Origin of the sequence: Halobellus sp. MBLA0158 (assembly GCF_041477585.1) — an archaeon.
In the GTDB taxonomy this organism is placed as follows: Archaea; Halobacteriota; Halobacteria; order Halobacteriales; family Haloferacaceae; genus Haloquadratum; species Haloquadratum rubicundus.
On the sequence record NZ_JBGNYA010000001.1, the window covers coordinates 570,518 to 584,499 of the forward strand.

Genomic DNA, 13,982 nt, shown 5'->3' on the forward strand with positions numbered 1-13,982 from the left:
CGCCCGCGTATGTCGACGCTCTTTCGCGACGCGCGGCTCGCCGACGGGCGGGTCCGCGACGTCCGCACCGAATCGGGTCGGATCGCCGAGGTGGCCGCGTCGATCGACGCCGACGCGGACCGCGTCGTCGACGCCGACGGCCGACTGCTCCTGCCGGGCGCCATCGACGCCCACGTCCACTTCCGCGAGCCGGGCCACGGCCACAAAGAGACCTGGACGACCGGCTCGCAGAGCGCGGCCGCCGGCGGCGTGACGACCGTCGTCGACCAGCCGAACACGACGCCGCCGACCGTCTCCGGCGCGGCGTTCGACGAGAAGGCGTCGCTCGCTGAGGCCTCGGTCGTCGACTACGGAATCAACGGCGGCGTCACGCCCGACTGGGACCCCGAATCGCTGTTCGACCGCCCGCTGTTCGCGCTCGGCGAGGTCTTCCTGGCGGACTCGACGGGCGATATGGGCATCGAGGCCGACCGCTTCGCCGACGCGGTCGAGCGCGCGGCCGCCCGCGACGTGGTCGTCACTGTCCACGCCGAGGACGCGGATCTGTTCGACGACTCCGCCCGCGACCGCGACGCGGGCGGAGTCGGCCGCGACGCCGACGCCGACGTCTGGAGTCAGTTCAGATCTCCGGAGGCCGAGGCGGCCGCTGTCGAGCGCGCGGTCGAGGTCGGCGCCGAGACGGGCGGCGAGATCCACATCGCCCACACGAGCACGCCCGAGGGCGTCGACGCCGCGGTCGCGGGCGGCGCGACGTGCGAGGTGACGCCGCACCACCTCTTCCTCTCGCGCGAGGACGCGACCGAACTGGGCACCTACGGCCGGATGAACCCGCCACTCCGCGGCGAGGAGCGGCGCGCCGGGCTCTGGGACCGCCTCGTCGACGGCGACGTCGACATCGTCGCGACCGACCACGCGCCGCACACCGTCGAGGAGAAGGAAGCCGGCCTGTGGGACGCGCCGAGCGGCGTCCCCGGCGTCGAGACGATGCTGCCGCTGCTCCTCGAACGCGCGCGGCGGGACGAGATCTCCTACGAGCGCGTCCGCGACGTCACCGCCGCGAACGTCGCCGACGCCTTCGACCTCCCGAACAAGGGTCGGGTCCGCGAGGGATGCGACGCTGACCTCGTCCTCGTCGACCCCGAGAACGCCCGCGAGATCCGCGGCGACGACCTCCACTCGAAGTGCGGGTGGACGCCGTTCGAGGGCCGGACGGGCGTCTTCCCGGACCTCACGATGGTCCGCGGTCGCGTGGTCTTCGACGGCGACTCCGTCACCGACGAGCCGATCGGCGAGAACGTCCGGCGGTAGCGTCCTCGCGTCCGACCCCTGCGGTTCGGCTGGAGATCGGACTCTGTGGCCGTTCACTGGCGTTTTGGCGAACAGCCGACACCCGCGACCGACCCGCGCCGACGTGTCGGACAACCGCTGACCGACGCGGGGCCGTTCTCAGTTCACGGACGGCCTGGCCTCGGTATCGTATGTAAACGCTCGCGCCGCGGACCGCCGGCCGCGACTCACAGCCGCCGGTCGTCGAGCGCGGGGAACGACTCCCGTACCTCCTGAATCTCGTCGCGATCGATCGTCGCGTGCGCCGCTCCGGGTTCGCGGCCGGCGTTGGCGCGCTCGACGCCCCAGGGATCGACGACGACGCTCTCGCCCGCGAGGTCGACGTCCCGGACCGATCCGGCGAGGTTCGCCGCGACGAGGAGCGACTGATTCTCCACCGCGCGCGTCCGGGCGAAGAGGTGCCAGTGATCGCGCCGCTCGCTCGGCCACGCCGACGTGACGAGGAGGGTTTCGACGCCTTCGTCGACGAGCGACCGGTAGAGCGCCGGAAACCGGAGATCGTAGCAGGTCGTCAGCCCGAGCGTGCCGAGGTCGGTGTCGACGGCGCAGGCCTCCTCGCCGGGCGTGAGCCGACGCGCTTCCTCGGACTCGTAGCCGAAGAGGTGCATCTTGCGATAGGTCGCGAGGAGATCACCGCCGGGACCGAACAGCACCGAGGTGTTGTACAGGTCGTCGCCTTCGCGCTCGACGATGCTCCCGCCGTGGAGGTGGATCGAGCACTCGTCCGCGAGGTCGGCGAGGCGCTCGGTGGTGGGCCCCGGAACCGGCTCGGCCGCGTCGTCGTAGGCGTCGAAGGCGAAGTAGCCCACCGGCCACATCTCCGGGAGGACTACGAAGTCCGCGCCGCGTTCGGCGGCGTCACGGATCCGCGCCGTGGCCCGGGCTCGGTTCCCCTCGGGATCGTTCCGCGCCGGGAGCTGGACGGCCGCGACGTGCATATTCGACCTTCGAGCCCCGGGCGTGTAAAAGCGGACGGCGGGCGACACGCGCGACCGGTCGCCCGCTCGGCCGTGCGCGAGTCGAACCGACCGGCGAAAGCTATCTACCGTCGGCCGGCGCAGGTGGCGGTATGACGGACCCCTTCGTCGTGATCGGCGGCGACGCCGCCGGTCTCTCGGCCGCGAGCAAGTGCCTGCGCGAGGACCCCGAGCGCGACGTCGTCGTCTTCGAGAAGGGTCGGTGGATCTCCTACGCCCACTGCGGCACCCCCTACTTCGTGAAGGGCGAGGTCGACCGCCTCGAAGACCTCCTCTCTCTGTCGCCCGAGGAGGCCGACGAGCGCGGCATCGACCTCCGGCGCGGCCACGAGGTCGTCGCGATCGACACCGACGCGCGGACCGTCACGGTCGAATCCGGTTCGGAGACCTTCGAGCAGGCCTACGGCGACCTCCTCGTCGCTACCGGGGCCCGCGCGGTCGACGATCCGATCGAGGGCGCGGCGCTCGACGGCGTCTTCACGCTCCACGGCCTCGACGACGCGGCGGCGATCCGAGCCTTCCTGACGCCGCCCGAGGAGTTCGATATCGCGGACCTCGGCGGCGGCGACGCCCTCGACGCGTCGGCGATCGAGCGCTACGGCGAGCTGGCTCCCCCCGAGACGGTCGCGGTCGTCGGCGCGGGCTACGTCGGCGTCGAGATGGCCGAGGCGTTCGACGCCTGGGACCTCGACGTCCACGTCTTCCAGCGCTCCGAGCGACCCGTTCCGGGCTTCGGCGACGCCGTCGGCGACGCGGTCGCGGAGGCGCTCCGGGACGCGGACGTCACGACCCACTTCGGCGAGGAGGTCGTCCGGCTCCGCGGCGACGACGCGGTCGAGTCGGTGGTCTGTGATACCGGCTCGGAACTCGACGTCGACGCCGCGCTCGTCGGCATCGGCATCCGGCCCAATACCGAACTGATCGAGGGTACGCCGATCGAACGCGGGGAGTCGGGCGCGATCGCCACCGACGCCTACGGTCGGACGTCGGTTGAGGACGTCTACGCCGCGGGTGACGTCGCCGAGATGCCTCACGCCGTCACCGACGCGCCGACCTGGGATCCGCTCGGCCTTCCCGCGAACCGCGCCGGCCGAGCCATCGGCGCCACGGTCGGCGGCGACCCCACGCCGGTCGGCGCCGTCGCCGACACGGCGATGGTGAAGGCCTTCGACCTGGAGTGCGGCCGGACCGGGATTTTGGATCCGGACCGCGCCCGCGAGGCCGGCTTCGATCCCGTCTCGGAGACGATCACCGCCGGGTCGCGCTCGGGCTACTACCCCGGCGCCGCGGAGACGACCGTCACGCTCGTCGCCGACCGCGACTCCGGTCGCTTGCTCGGCGGCAGCATCGCCGGCACCGATCGCGCGGCCGTCCGCATCGACACCGTCGCGACGGCGCTCGGCGCGGAACTGACCGTCGCGGAACTCGAACGCCAGGACCTCGGTTACGCGCCGCCGTTCAGTCCCGTCTGGGATCCCGTGCTCGTCGCCGCGAAGGTGCTGAACGGGAACCTCTGACGCCCCCTCACCTTCCTGCTCGGGCGCGTGCTGTCGCGCGCTCCGTCGCGCGGCACACGCACGCGAGGGATGACGAGCGAGCGCCGCGAGCGAGGAATCGGCTGGGGAGGACGTGGCGGTCGGGCGGGACTGGAAAGGGCCGTCCGGATACTCGCACCGCTCCTCACGTCGTTTGGAGCCGACTCGACGGGCCGGGAGGGACTTGAACTACGGTCGCTGCTCGCTCCGCTCGCGACGCTCCCTAGTTCACGTCTCCCGACGAACTCGAACCACGGCTCGCTCCGCTCGCCGGGTTCTCACGGGCCGGGAGGGACTTGAACCAAGCCCGGACGTGCTCGCTCCGCTGTGCTCGCCCGGTCCGGTTCAATTCCTCCGGATACTCGCGTCGCTCCTCACTTCGTTCGGAGCCGACTCGACGGGCCGGGAGGGACTTGAACCCCCGACCGTCTGGTTAAAAGCCAGACGCTCTGCCGAACTGAGCTACCGGCCCGCAGGGTGGGGTAACTGACGGGCCGTGATAAGCGTTTGCTCTCGCACGGCGTCGGGCGATCCGGCCGTCTACCCGCGAGAAGAACATATATTCGTCCCCCCACAGAACGTTCTGGGTACGGCGTGATTCATTGGACTCGTGCGGCGGGCGGATCCGGAACGCAGCCGCGGGGCACCGGCCCCGCCCAGAGGTGTCGATGACCGCGGGCGCTTTCTCCCCGACTGTCCTCGTCGACGGCGACGACGCGCTTCTCGCGACGGTGCGGTCGGCCGTCGCGGACCGGACCCCCGCGGTCCGCGTCGTCGGACCGGATTCGACCCAGCACCGCTCGGCCGACTGCATCGTCGCCCGCACGGCTCCCGCGTCAGTCGAGGGCGACGTAACGCGCGGCGGACCCGATGTCGTCCTCTATCCCCGGACCCCCGACGACGACCTGGCCCGCCGTGCGGCTGGCGCGGCGGGCGTCCGCTACCTCCCGGCGTCGATCGACACCGACGGCGCCGACCTGCTCGCCGATGCGATCGACGCGTTCGTCTCCGTGCGGGAGCGCGGCGGCGACCCCGACGCCGCGGACGAGGCGTCTGCCGCTGACGCTACCGGCCTCATCGAAGAAGCGACCGCTCTCGCCGGGGTCGGCGGCTGGGCGTACGATCCCGACGCGGAGACGGTCACCTGGACCGCGGAGACCTACCGCCTGCACGGCGTTCCCGAGTCCTTCGAGCCGACACCCGAGCGGGCGGTCTCGTTCTACCACCCGGACGACCGCGACGCCGTCCGCGCCGACATCGAGCGCGCGGTCTCGGGCGAACCGTTCGACGCCACCTACCGACTCCGGCGGGCCGACGGCGAACTCCGGTGGGTCAGATCGAAGGCGGCGCCCGTCGTCGAGGACGGCTCGGTCGTGGCCGTCCGCGGCGCGTTCCAGGACGTCACGGAGCGCGAAAAGCGCGAGAACACCGTCCGGCGGTTCAAGCGGGCCATCGAGGCGGCCGGACACGCCATCTTCATCACCGACAGGAGCGGCGAGATCGAGTACGTCAACCCCGCCTTCGAGGAGGTGACGGGCTACCGCTCCGAGGAGGCGATCGGCCGCGACCCCTCGATCCTCAAATCGGGGCAGATGGACCGGACCTACTACTCGGACCTCTGGAGCACGATCCTCTCGGGCGAGGTCTGGTCGGAGCCGATCGTGAACGCGCGCAAGTCCGGCGAGCACTACCACGCCTCCGAGACGATCGCGCCGATCACCGGCGTCGACGGGACCATCGAGGGGTTCGTCGCGATCCAGACCGACGTCACAGAACAGGTCCGAACCCGCGAGCGGCTCGAGACGTTCGAGGAGATCGTCAACCGCCTCGACGACCCGATTATGCTCCAGAACCGCGACGGCACGTTCCGCGTCCTCAACGACGCCGTGGCGGAGTACGCCGACCGCTCGAAGGCGGAACTGATCGACGCCGACGAGTTCGCGTTTATGGACGACGTCACCGCCCGGCGGATCCAACGGGAGAAGGGGGCCGTGCTCGACTCCGAGTCGACGATCACCTACGAGGTCACGCCGACGTTCCCGACGAAGGGCACCCGGTCGGTCATCACGACGCGGTACCCGCACTACGACGGCGACGGCAACGTCGACGGGACGGTCGCTATCTGCCGGGACGTCACGGAGCGGGCCGAACGCGAGCACCAGCTCCGGGTGCTCGATCGCATCCTCCGACACAACCTCTACAACAAGATGAACCTCGTCCTCGGCCACGCGGAACTGCTCGAAGAGCGGACCGAGGGCCGAATCTGCGAGTCCGCGCGGAAGATCCGGGAGACGGGCGACGCCCTGGTCGAACTCGCGGACAAGGAGCGCCGGATCGTCGACCTCCTCACAGACGAGTCCGAGCGGCAGCGGCTCGCCCTCCGGCCGATCATCACGGAGGTTGTCGGGGAGCTCCGCGCGGCCCATCCGGACCGGGAGATCGCGCTCGACTGCGCGGAGCCGTTCGAGGTCTGTACGATCCCCGAACTCCGCGATGCCCTCGCCGAACTCCTGCGGAACGCCGTGGTCCACACCGAGCCGGACGCCGACGTCGCCGTCAGAGTCGAACGCGCGGACGGACGCGTCGTCGTGACCGTCGCCGACACGGGGCCCGGGATCCCCGAGATGGAACAACAGGCCGCCCACAGCCCCGGGGACATCACGCCGCTGTTCCACGGCTCCGGGCTGGGCCTCCAGTTCGTCTACCACGTCGTCCAGCGCTCCGGCGGGACGCTCCGGTTCGGCGCCCGCGACGTCGGCTCCCTGCTCGATGCGGACGCGATCGGGGCGAGCGTCTCGCTGTCGCTCGTTCCGCAGCCGAACGAGGAGCCGAACGAGGACGCCCGCGACTCGGCGGACGGCACTGACGCCGACGCCAACGTCGACGCGGCGAGCTGACCGCGCCGGCGGGCGGCTCACTCGGGCGAGACCGATTCCTCGGCGAAGTAGGCCTCCAGGGCCTCGCCGACCAGCTCGCCCGGCTCGCGGTTCTCGATCGAGGCCCGGCGGCGGAGCTCGCGGTAGATCTCCAGGGGGAGCGACAGCTCGACCCGGCCGAGTTCGATCCCCCGCTCTGCGAGCGCGTCGGCGGCGCTCGTGGTCCCGTCGACCTCGCTGGCGATCCGGCGGACCTCGCGGACCGTGAGGTCGGCGTCGACGACGGCCCACGCCAGGTCGAAGCGATCGACGCCGGAGACGCGCGCGATGTGCTTGGCGGCCGTCGGGGCGATGTCGCCGCGGGCGACGTGCCGGCGGATCGCCTGCGGGAGGTCGTGGACGCGCGCCCACTTGCGGACGAACGAGACGGAGACGTCGCCGCCGGCGCGCTCGACCGCCTCCTTGTAGGAGCCGACGCCCCGCACGAGCGCCGCGCACGCGGCCGCGCCGCGGAGCATATACACGTTGTCGGCGGCGCCGACGGTGTTCTCCGAGAAGGCGCGAACCGTCTCGGCGGCCTCAGCGACGCTTTCGGGGTCGTCGGGGTCGAAGCCGACCGCCTCCTCGGCGCGCTCGCCGGTGACGGCGGGGTCCGCGCGGACGACCGGCTGGCCGATGGGCTCTTCGCGGTCGGCTGGCGGGCGTCCGGGGGCGTCGTCGGGCATCGTCTGTCCTACGTAGCGAGTCCGGCACTAAAAGGCTCTTCCCGTCGTGCGCCCGGCGCGGCGATCACGCCGCAGAAACCCTCGCCCCGTCGGAGACGAGCCGGCCGGGTCGCGTGCGCCTCGGGGACGTCTCCGCCGAGCGCGTTCGGGGGATTACTCCTCGCGGCCTTCGGAGAGGTGCTCCCAGATTTCGGTACACCCGGCGCCGTCCGAGAGGTCGTCGAGATGGCTGTGCTCCGGTTCGGCTTCGGCGTCGGTCTCGTCCGCGTCTGTCTCGTCGAATTCCATCGTCGGGCTCATCGCTGGTACCTCGCAGTAGTCAGTGTCACCGCATCATAGAGTTCCGGAGCGACGTCCGCGGGGGCGTGCTGTCGCGCCCCGCCGGCGTCGGTGGTCGGCGTTCGGTCATCGATCTGGACTGACTCACTCATCGAATTCCCATATGGAGCCGACCCACATAAGGGGCGCTTCCGGTGTAAATCGCACCCCCACTCCCGGATACCAGAAATTCGTTCCGGAACCTATGACACGTCAGAACGGCGAAAACCGCACCACTGCGTCACGATAGGGCATCCTCTCCACCGTCGGCGACAGCGTCGCCCTTTGTGACCGCCGTCAGAGTCGGGGTCATAGAGCACATAGCGGGGGTGTGACCACTCGACTTCGCATCCTCGACGACGGGGCCTGGCTCTCCGTCGACGACAGCCGGCGGGTGAGCGTGAGCGAACTCTGGCGCCTTCGGAGCGACGATTTCTGCGATTGCGACCTCGCGGACCTGGTCGTCGAGAACTTCCAGGAGATCGGCGTCGACGGCTCCACCGTCGAGGTCCGCGTCTACGGCCAGTGCATCGCCTGCGGCACCAAATCCACGACCGGCTGGATCCCCGTGGGCCGGATCGTCGACGGCGAATACGTCGATCTGGACCGGGAGAGCGTCCTGCGCGCCCGTCCGGACGCGTGACCGACGATACCGGCAACATTCTCCGCAGAGCGGGAGCAGCGGGAAGGGTTGACGAAAAGGAGTATGCTTTGAAGGTGGGTGTGTTGTAACCGATAACGATGCCATCGGACGTCGAGAAATGGAAATCCGAAGTCTACGGTAACGAGATACGAGAGCACCTGTTCAGGTTCGCCGAGGAGGGCTTCGACGCCATCCCGGACGACGAGCGCGACGCGTGGTTCGAGCGCTTCAAGTGGTGGGGTCTGTACCACCAGCGGAACGGCCAGGAAGGCTACTTCATGATGCGGATCGGGACGCCGAACGGCGTGCTCGAACCGGGCCAACTGAAGGTCGTCGGCGAGATCGCCGACGAATACGCGAGAGGCCCGGGCACGAACCCGATCTTCGGCGACGCCTACGCCGACTGGACGACGCGGCAGTCGATCCAGCTCCACTGGATCGAACTCTCCGACGTCCCCGAGATCTTCGAGAAGCTCGAAGCGAACGGTCTCTCGACCCAGCAGGCGTGTGGCGACTCCTGGCGGAACATCGTCGGCAACCCCGTCGCCGGCAAGGACGGCCAGGAGGTCATCGACGCCTGGCCCGTCATCCGCGAGCTCAACGAGACGTTCAAGGGCAACGACGACCACTCGAACCTCCCGCGGAAGTGGAAGGTCTCGGTGACGGGCTCGGCCGACGGCTCCGGCCAGGGCGACATCAACGACCTCGCCTTCGAGCCCGCCTACAAGGAGATCGACGGCGAGGACGTCGTCGGCTTCAACGTCCGCGTCGGCGGCGGCCTCGCGCGCAACGAGCCGCGCTTCGCCCGCGACATCGACGTGTGGGTCCGCCCCGAGAACGTCTCGGACGTCGCCGGCGGCCTCTCGGCGCTCTTCCGCGACAACGGCGACCGCGAGGACCGCTACAACGCCCGCATCAAGTTCCTCGTCGACGAGTGGGGCCCCGAGAAGGTCCGCGAGACGCTCCAGGAGGAGTACGTCGACTTCGAGCTCCACACCGCCGGCCGCGACGTCCGCGAGGAGTACACCTACAACACCGGCGAGGGCGAGCGCAACGACCTCGTCGGCGTCCACGAGCAGAAGGACGGCAAGTACTTCGTCGGCCTGAACGTCCTCGTCGGTCGGATGGGCGCCGAGGACGTCCTCGAACTCGCCGACCTCGCCGAGGAGTACGGCTCCGGCGAGGTCCGCCTCTCCCAGCGGCAGAACGTCATCGTCACCGACGTCCCCGAGGAGAACCTCGACGCGTTCCTCGAAGAGGACCTGCTGGAGCACTACTCGCCGGACCCCTCGCCGTTCATGCGCGGCTCGATCGCGTGTACCGGCACCGAGTTCTGTTCGCTCTCGATCGTCGAGACCAAAAATCGACAAGTGCGCTACGCGCGCTGGCTGAAGGAGAACGTCGACCTCCCCGAGGACGTCGACGAGTTCCACATCCACCTCTCGGGCTGTACCGCCTCCTGCGCCCAGCCGCAGATCGCCGACGTTAGCCTCCGCGGGATGAAGACGCGGAAGGACGGCGAGGCGGTCGAGGCGCTCGACGTCGGCCTCGGCGGCGGCCTCGGCGACGAGCCGCAGTTCGCACGCTGGGTCACCCAGCGCGTCCCCGTCGACGAGGTCCCCGGCGCGCTCGCGAACCTCATCGAGTCGTTCGCCGACGAGCGCGAGGAGGGCGAGTCCTTCCGCGCGTTCGTCGCCCGCCACGACGACGAGGAACTCGACGAGCTCGTCGAGCCCGAGGAGACGGACTACGAGGACCCGATGATGCACAACACGAAGATGACGTGGTACCCCTACGCCGAGGAGGACGGGATGGACGCCGCTCCGCCCGCCCCGGCCGACGACTGATCCGGGTGGCGTAGCCGGCTCCCGATCCCGATCCCGATCCCGGCCTCGGCTTCGACTCCGACGCCCCACCCTCGACGTCCGACCGGAGCGGTACCCACTTCCCGCCCGGCCCCCTTTTCGCGCCTATGCCCAACCGCCTGCTCAAAGTCAACGCCTACACGACGCTCGACCTCGTCGACGCCGCGGCCCGCGGCCACGACTTCGAAGACGAGGCCGTCGCGGTGCTGAACGTCACCTCGCCGCGCGAGGACCCCGACCACGTGAAGTTCCAACTGGAACTGGACAACTCCCAGCTGGAGTCGGTCCCGGCCCACGCCGACGAGGTGACGCTCTCGCCGGATCAGGCCCGGACGATCGCGGACGCGCTCAATTCCCACGCCGACAAGGTCGAGGCGAACCTCGCAGACGAGGGCGACGGGGACGACGCGTAAGTCCCGTCTTCTTCCGAGCCGTCGCTCTCAGAGCCCCCAGATCCCGGCGATCCCCACCGTTCCTACGACCGCGAGGAGCACCTGTAACGGCCCGCCGACGCGGAGGAAGTCCGCGAACTCGTAGCCGCCCGGGCCGTAGACCATCAGATTCGTCTGGTAGCCCACGGGCGTCGCGAACGACGTCGCGGCCGCGAACGCCGCCGCGAGCAGGAACGAGAACTCGTTCGCGCCGAGCCGCGCGGCCGCGTCGACCGCGACCGGGATCGCGAGCACGACGGTTGCGACGGGAGTGATGACGCTGGCGAGCGCCCCGACCGCGAGGTAGAGCACGAACAGCACGGCGAGCAGGGGGAGCACGCCGCCGGCCGCGACGAGGAGTTCCGCGAGGAGCGCCGCGCCGCCGGTCTCGGTGAGCGCCAGTCCGAGCGGGATGACGCCCGCGAGCAGGAAGACGACGTTCCAGGAGACCGCGTCGTAGGCGTCGGCGGTGGTGAGACAGCCCGTGACGACCATCGCGACCACGCCCGCGAGCGCGGCGATCACTATCGGGAGGAGATCGAGCGCCGCGACGGCGACGACCGCGAAGAGGATCCCGACCGCGACTGGCGTCTTCGGCGAGACCGGCGGGAGCGCGTCGTCTCCGCCCGCGCGGTCCTCGCGCGGTTCGTCCACGACGACGAGATCGCCGGTGTCCCGGAAGTACTGGACCGACGCCGGAGTCGTGCGGAGCAAGAGCAGGTCGCCGGCCTGGAGCGTCTGCGATCCCAGGTCGGTCCGCGTCAGGGTCCCCTCCCGGCGAATCGCGAGCACGGTCGTCCGGTGGTACTCGCGGAAGCCCGTCTCGGCGACGGCCTCGCCGACGTAGCGGGAGCCCTCGGGGACGATCGCGCGCGCCAGCCGCCCCTCCGTCGCCGTCGACTCGAAGGTGTCCTCGGTGACCGACTCGCGGACGAGGTGGCTCACGCCGGCCGCCTCGCGGAAGCGGTTCACTGCCTGGAGCGACCCGTGGACGACGATGGTGTCGCCGGCCTCGATCGGCGTGTCGGCGTGCGGGCCGGCGAACGCCTCGCCATCCCGGCGGAGTTGCAGGAGGCGGATTTCGGGATGCTCGGCGTCGAACGCCTCGACCGAGGCGCCGACCGCCGTCGACTCCGGGCGGACGCGGACGAGCGCGAGGTGGTCGTCGAGGTCGAACTCCGAGATGGGATCGCTGTCGACGGGGATCCGCGCGGGCGTGAGCCGCCGGCCGACGGTCAGGAGGTAGGCGCCGCCGACGAGCACGAGCGGGAGGCCCAGTTTGGTGAACTCGAACATCCCGATCCCGTCTCGACCCGCGACGAGCCGGCGGGCGAGGTCGCTCGCGAGGACGTTCGTCGAGGTGCCGACGAGCGTGAGCGTCCCGCCGAGGATCGCCGCGTAGGAGAGCGGCAAGAGGAGCTTCGAGGGGCTGGTGTTCGACCGCTCGGCCAGGTCCGTGATCATCGGGATGAACACGGCGACCACCGGCGTGTTGTTGATGACGCCCGCGATGGGGCTCGTCGTCCCGACCGTCGCCACGAGCGCGCGGAACTCGTCGCCGCCGGTGAACGCCGCGAGCTCGACCCCCAGGCGCCTGATCACGCCCGTCTCCTGGATTCCGGCGCTCAGCATATACATCGCGATGATCGTGACCGTCGCGGGGTTGGCGAAGCCCGAGATCGCCGCGCGCGGGCCGACGCCGGTCCACGGCTCGAAGACGACGAGCGCGGCGACGACGGCGATCGCGGTCACGTCGTTCGGGACGATCTCGGTGACGAACGCGACGAGCGCGGCGACGACGAGCGCGAACACGACGACCACGCCGGGGATCCCGAGCGGCGGCATACGACTGCGCCTCACCCGGCGGGGAGATATACGTTTCGTGGCGGCCGCGTCCGTCCGCGCGGCGCTCGTCCGGGACCGCCACCCACTTCGGGCTCGGCGGCCTCCTCGAAGCGAATGCTCGCTGCTCCCCTCGCCGGACTGGCCGACGCGCTCGCTCCGTTCCGCGCCGCGGTCGTGCCGGCGCTCTCGGACCCGACCGTGCTGGCCGCGTGGGCGGTCCTCGTCGCGCTCGCGCTCGGCGCGCTCCTGTGGGACCTGCGGACGCGAAACGCCGCGATCCCGTCGCTGATGAAGGGCGTCTGGACGCTCGTCGTCCTCTATGCGGGGCCGTTCGGGCTCGCGGTCTACTGGCGGAGCGGCCGCTCGGAGATGGCTCGCGACTCGCTGTGGCGCCGCGGCGCGCGCTCGACGGCCCACTGCTTTTCGGGCTGCGGCGCGGGCGAGGTCACCGGCGTCGTCGTCCTCGTGGGCCTGCTCACGATCGAGAGCACGCTCGCGACGACGCTCGGCACGTTCGCGCTCGCGTACCTGTTCGGCTACGCCCTCACCGTCGGCCCGCTCCTCCAGGACGGCGAGAGCCTCGGGACCGCCGTCCGCGACGCGCTCTACACGGAGACGCCGAGCATCACCGTGATGGAGGTCGTCGCCATCGGGACCGACGTGCTCCTCGCGGGCGAGGCCACGATCGGCACCGCGCTGTTCTGGGGCGCGCTGATCTTCTCGCTGTCGCTCGGGTTCGCCGCGGCCTACCCGATCAATGTCGCGCTCATTGCTGTCGGCATCAAGGAGGGAATGGGCGACCCGACGGCGATGGACGGCGCGAGCGCGATCTGATACGAATCTTTGAAAGTGAATTCTACAACATCTATACCTTCGAAACGAAACTGAATTAGCTATCAAAACCTCATAGTCGAAGTGGTAATCGTGGTAAGTGTGGAGTGCGTACAATATCACGGTGAGACCGATGACACAACAGTACTCCACGCGGTGGCTCGTCGGCGGCGTCGTCGCCCTGGCCGCGCTGGTGTTTCTCGCGCCGCTCCTGGTCGGTGGCGGCGCGATGGGCTGGGGCGGAATGGGCGCCGGAATGACCGGCGGAATGGGTAGCGGAACGTGGGGCCCGATGCACGGCGGCTGGATGATGGACGGTGCGACGGCGGGAGCGGGTGGCTGGTGGTGGCTCCTGCTCGCCGCGCTGTGGCGACTCCTCGTGCTCGCGGCCCTCGTCGGCGGCGGGTACCTCCTGTACCGCGCCGTCGTCGGCGACGGCGTCGGCGATGTCGACGGCACGGGCGCCGACCCGGCCATCCGCGAACTGCGGACGGCCTACGCCCGCGGCGACCTCTCCGACGAGGAGTACGAGCGCCGCCGCGAACGCCTCGAAAACGAGTGATCAGACGCTCACGGCGGCCGTCTCGGC

The 13,982-nt window shown here is 70.4% G+C and carries 13 protein-coding genes and 1 tRNA gene; 8 read left to right on the forward strand and 6 right to left on the reverse strand.

What is annotated here, in order from left to right; all coding sequences use genetic code 11:
• Positions 1-9: 9 nt before the first annotated feature.
• Positions 10-1,308, forward strand: a complete 1,299-nt coding sequence (locus OS889_RS02890; RefSeq protein ID WP_372387106.1) for a dihydroorotase — start codon at positions 10-12, stop codon at positions 1,306-1,308.
• Between the two features lie 206 nt (positions 1,309-1,514).
• On the opposite strand, the gene OS889_RS02895 is transcribed toward OS889_RS02890, so the two are convergent.
• Positions 1,515-2,285, reverse strand: a complete 771-nt coding sequence (locus OS889_RS02895) for a carbon-nitrogen family hydrolase (protein ID WP_372387108.1) — start codon at positions 2,283-2,285, stop codon at positions 1,515-1,517.
• Between the two features lie 131 nt (positions 2,286-2,416).
• Here OS889_RS02895 and OS889_RS02900 point away from each other — a divergent pair, with 131 nt between their 5' ends.
• On the forward strand, positions 2,417-3,841 hold the full coding sequence (locus tag OS889_RS02900) for an FAD-dependent oxidoreductase (protein ID WP_372387109.1): 1,425 nt from the start codon (positions 2,417-2,419) through the stop codon (positions 3,839-3,841).
• Between the two features lie 416 nt (positions 3,842-4,257).
• Here OS889_RS02900 and OS889_RS02905 read toward each other — a convergent pair.
• Positions 4,258-4,331: transfer RNA gene (locus OS889_RS02905), tRNA-Lys, on the reverse strand.
• A 196-nt stretch (positions 4,332-4,527) separates the two neighbouring features.
• Between OS889_RS02905 and OS889_RS02910 the strand changes: the two genes are divergently transcribed.
• Positions 4,528-6,756, forward strand: coding sequence for a PAS domain S-box protein (locus OS889_RS02910; protein ID WP_372387111.1), 2,229 nt, complete (start codon positions 4,528-4,530; stop codon positions 6,754-6,756).
• A gap of 17 nt (positions 6,757-6,773) precedes the next feature.
• Here the strand turns inward: OS889_RS02910 and OS889_RS02915 are convergent, their stop codons facing one another.
• From OS889_RS02915 to OS889_RS02925, 3 genes are all read right to left on the reverse strand, one after another.
• Complete coding sequence (locus OS889_RS02915; protein WP_372387113.1) at positions 6,774-7,460, reverse strand: DUF7119 family protein; 687 nt, start codon at positions 7,458-7,460, stop codon at positions 6,774-6,776.
• Positions 7,461-7,613: 153 nt separating this feature from the next.
• On the reverse strand, positions 7,614-7,760 hold the full coding sequence (locus OS889_RS02920) for a DUF8595 family protein (RefSeq protein WP_372387114.1): 147 nt from the start codon (positions 7,758-7,760) through the stop codon (positions 7,614-7,616).
• The gene (locus OS889_RS02925; RefSeq protein WP_372387116.1) at positions 7,757-7,891 is read right to left on the reverse strand and encodes a hypothetical protein; all 135 of its coding nucleotides are present in this window, start codon (positions 7,889-7,891) and stop codon (positions 7,757-7,759) included. The genes OS889_RS02920 and OS889_RS02925 overlap by 4 nt, the downstream gene beginning before the upstream one ends.
• Positions 7,892-8,109: 218 nt before the next feature.
• Between OS889_RS02925 and OS889_RS02930 the strand changes: the two genes are divergently transcribed.
• The 3 genes from OS889_RS02930 to OS889_RS02940 all read left to right on the forward strand — a co-directional run bounded on the left by OS889_RS02930 (position 8,110) and on the right by OS889_RS02940 (position 10,699).
• On the forward strand, positions 8,110-8,421 hold the full coding sequence (locus OS889_RS02930; protein ID WP_372387118.1) for a DUF8134 family protein: 312 nt from the start codon (positions 8,110-8,112) through the stop codon (positions 8,419-8,421).
• A gap of 98 nt (positions 8,422-8,519) precedes the next feature.
• Positions 8,520-10,268: a nitrite/sulfite reductase gene (locus OS889_RS02935; protein ID WP_372387120.1), complete on the forward strand. Its 1,749-nt coding sequence runs from the start codon at positions 8,520-8,522 to the stop codon at positions 10,266-10,268.
• Positions 10,269-10,393: 125 nt separating this feature from the next.
• A complete protein-coding gene (locus tag OS889_RS02940; RefSeq protein WP_372387122.1) occupies positions 10,394-10,699 on the forward strand; it encodes a DUF6360 family protein in 306 nt (101 codons plus the stop codon).
• A 27-nt stretch (positions 10,700-10,726) separates the two neighbouring features.
• Here the strand turns inward: OS889_RS02940 and OS889_RS02945 are convergent, their stop codons facing one another.
• Entirely contained in the window at positions 10,727-12,562 is a 1,836-nt protein-coding gene (locus OS889_RS02945; RefSeq protein ID WP_372387124.1) for an SLC13 family permease, read from the reverse strand.
• 114 nt (positions 12,563-12,676) lie between these two features.
• Here OS889_RS02945 and OS889_RS02950 point away from each other — a divergent pair, with 114 nt between their 5' ends.
• Entirely contained in the window at positions 12,677-13,396 is a 720-nt protein-coding gene (locus OS889_RS02950) for a DUF4396 domain-containing protein (RefSeq protein ID WP_372387126.1), read from the forward strand.
• Positions 13,397-13,526: 130 nt separating this feature from the next.
• Positions 13,527-13,955 carry an SHOCT domain-containing protein gene (locus OS889_RS02955; RefSeq protein WP_372387128.1) on the forward strand — a complete coding sequence of 143 codons (429 nt, stop codon included), beginning with the start codon at positions 13,527-13,529 and terminating at the stop codon, positions 13,953-13,955.
• Positions 13,956-13,982: the final 27 nt, after the last annotated feature.

Excerpts from the sequence above, each read along its gene's own strand:
- OS889_RS02890 (WP_372387106.1), top strand. The coding sequence starts at position 10 with ATGTCGACGCTCTTTCGCGACGCGCGGCTCGCCGACGGGCGGGTCCGC.
- OS889_RS02895 (WP_372387108.1), bottom strand. The coding sequence starts at position 2,285 with ATGCACGTCGCGGCCGTCCAGCTCCCGGCGCGGAACGATCCCGAGGGG.
- OS889_RS02900 (WP_372387109.1), top strand. The coding sequence starts at position 2,417 with ATGACGGACCCCTTCGTCGTGATCGGCGGCGACGCCGCCGGTCTCTCG.
- OS889_RS02910 (WP_372387111.1), top strand. The coding sequence starts at position 4,528 with ATGACCGCGGGCGCTTTCTCCCCGACTGTCCTCGTCGACGGCGACGAC.
- OS889_RS02915 (WP_372387113.1), bottom strand. The coding sequence starts at position 7,460 with ATGCCCGACGACGCCCCCGGACGCCCGCCAGCCGACCGCGAAGAGCCC.
- OS889_RS02920 (WP_372387114.1), bottom strand. The coding sequence starts at position 7,760 with ATGAGCCCGACGATGGAATTCGACGAGACAGACGCGGACGAGACCGAC.
- OS889_RS02925 (WP_372387116.1), bottom strand. The coding sequence starts at position 7,891 with ATGAGTGAGTCAGTCCAGATCGATGACCGAACGCCGACCACCGACGCC.
- OS889_RS02935 (WP_372387120.1), top strand. The coding sequence starts at position 8,520 with ATGCCATCGGACGTCGAGAAATGGAAATCCGAAGTCTACGGTAACGAG.
- OS889_RS02940 (WP_372387122.1), top strand. The coding sequence starts at position 10,394 with ATGCCCAACCGCCTGCTCAAAGTCAACGCCTACACGACGCTCGACCTC.
- OS889_RS02945 (WP_372387124.1), bottom strand. The coding sequence starts at position 12,562 with ATGCCGCCGCTCGGGATCCCCGGCGTGGTCGTCGTGTTCGCGCTCGTC.
- OS889_RS02950 (WP_372387126.1), top strand. The coding sequence starts at position 12,677 with ATGCTCGCTGCTCCCCTCGCCGGACTGGCCGACGCGCTCGCTCCGTTC.
- OS889_RS02955 (WP_372387128.1), top strand. The coding sequence starts at position 13,527 with ATGACACAACAGTACTCCACGCGGTGGCTCGTCGGCGGCGTCGTCGCC.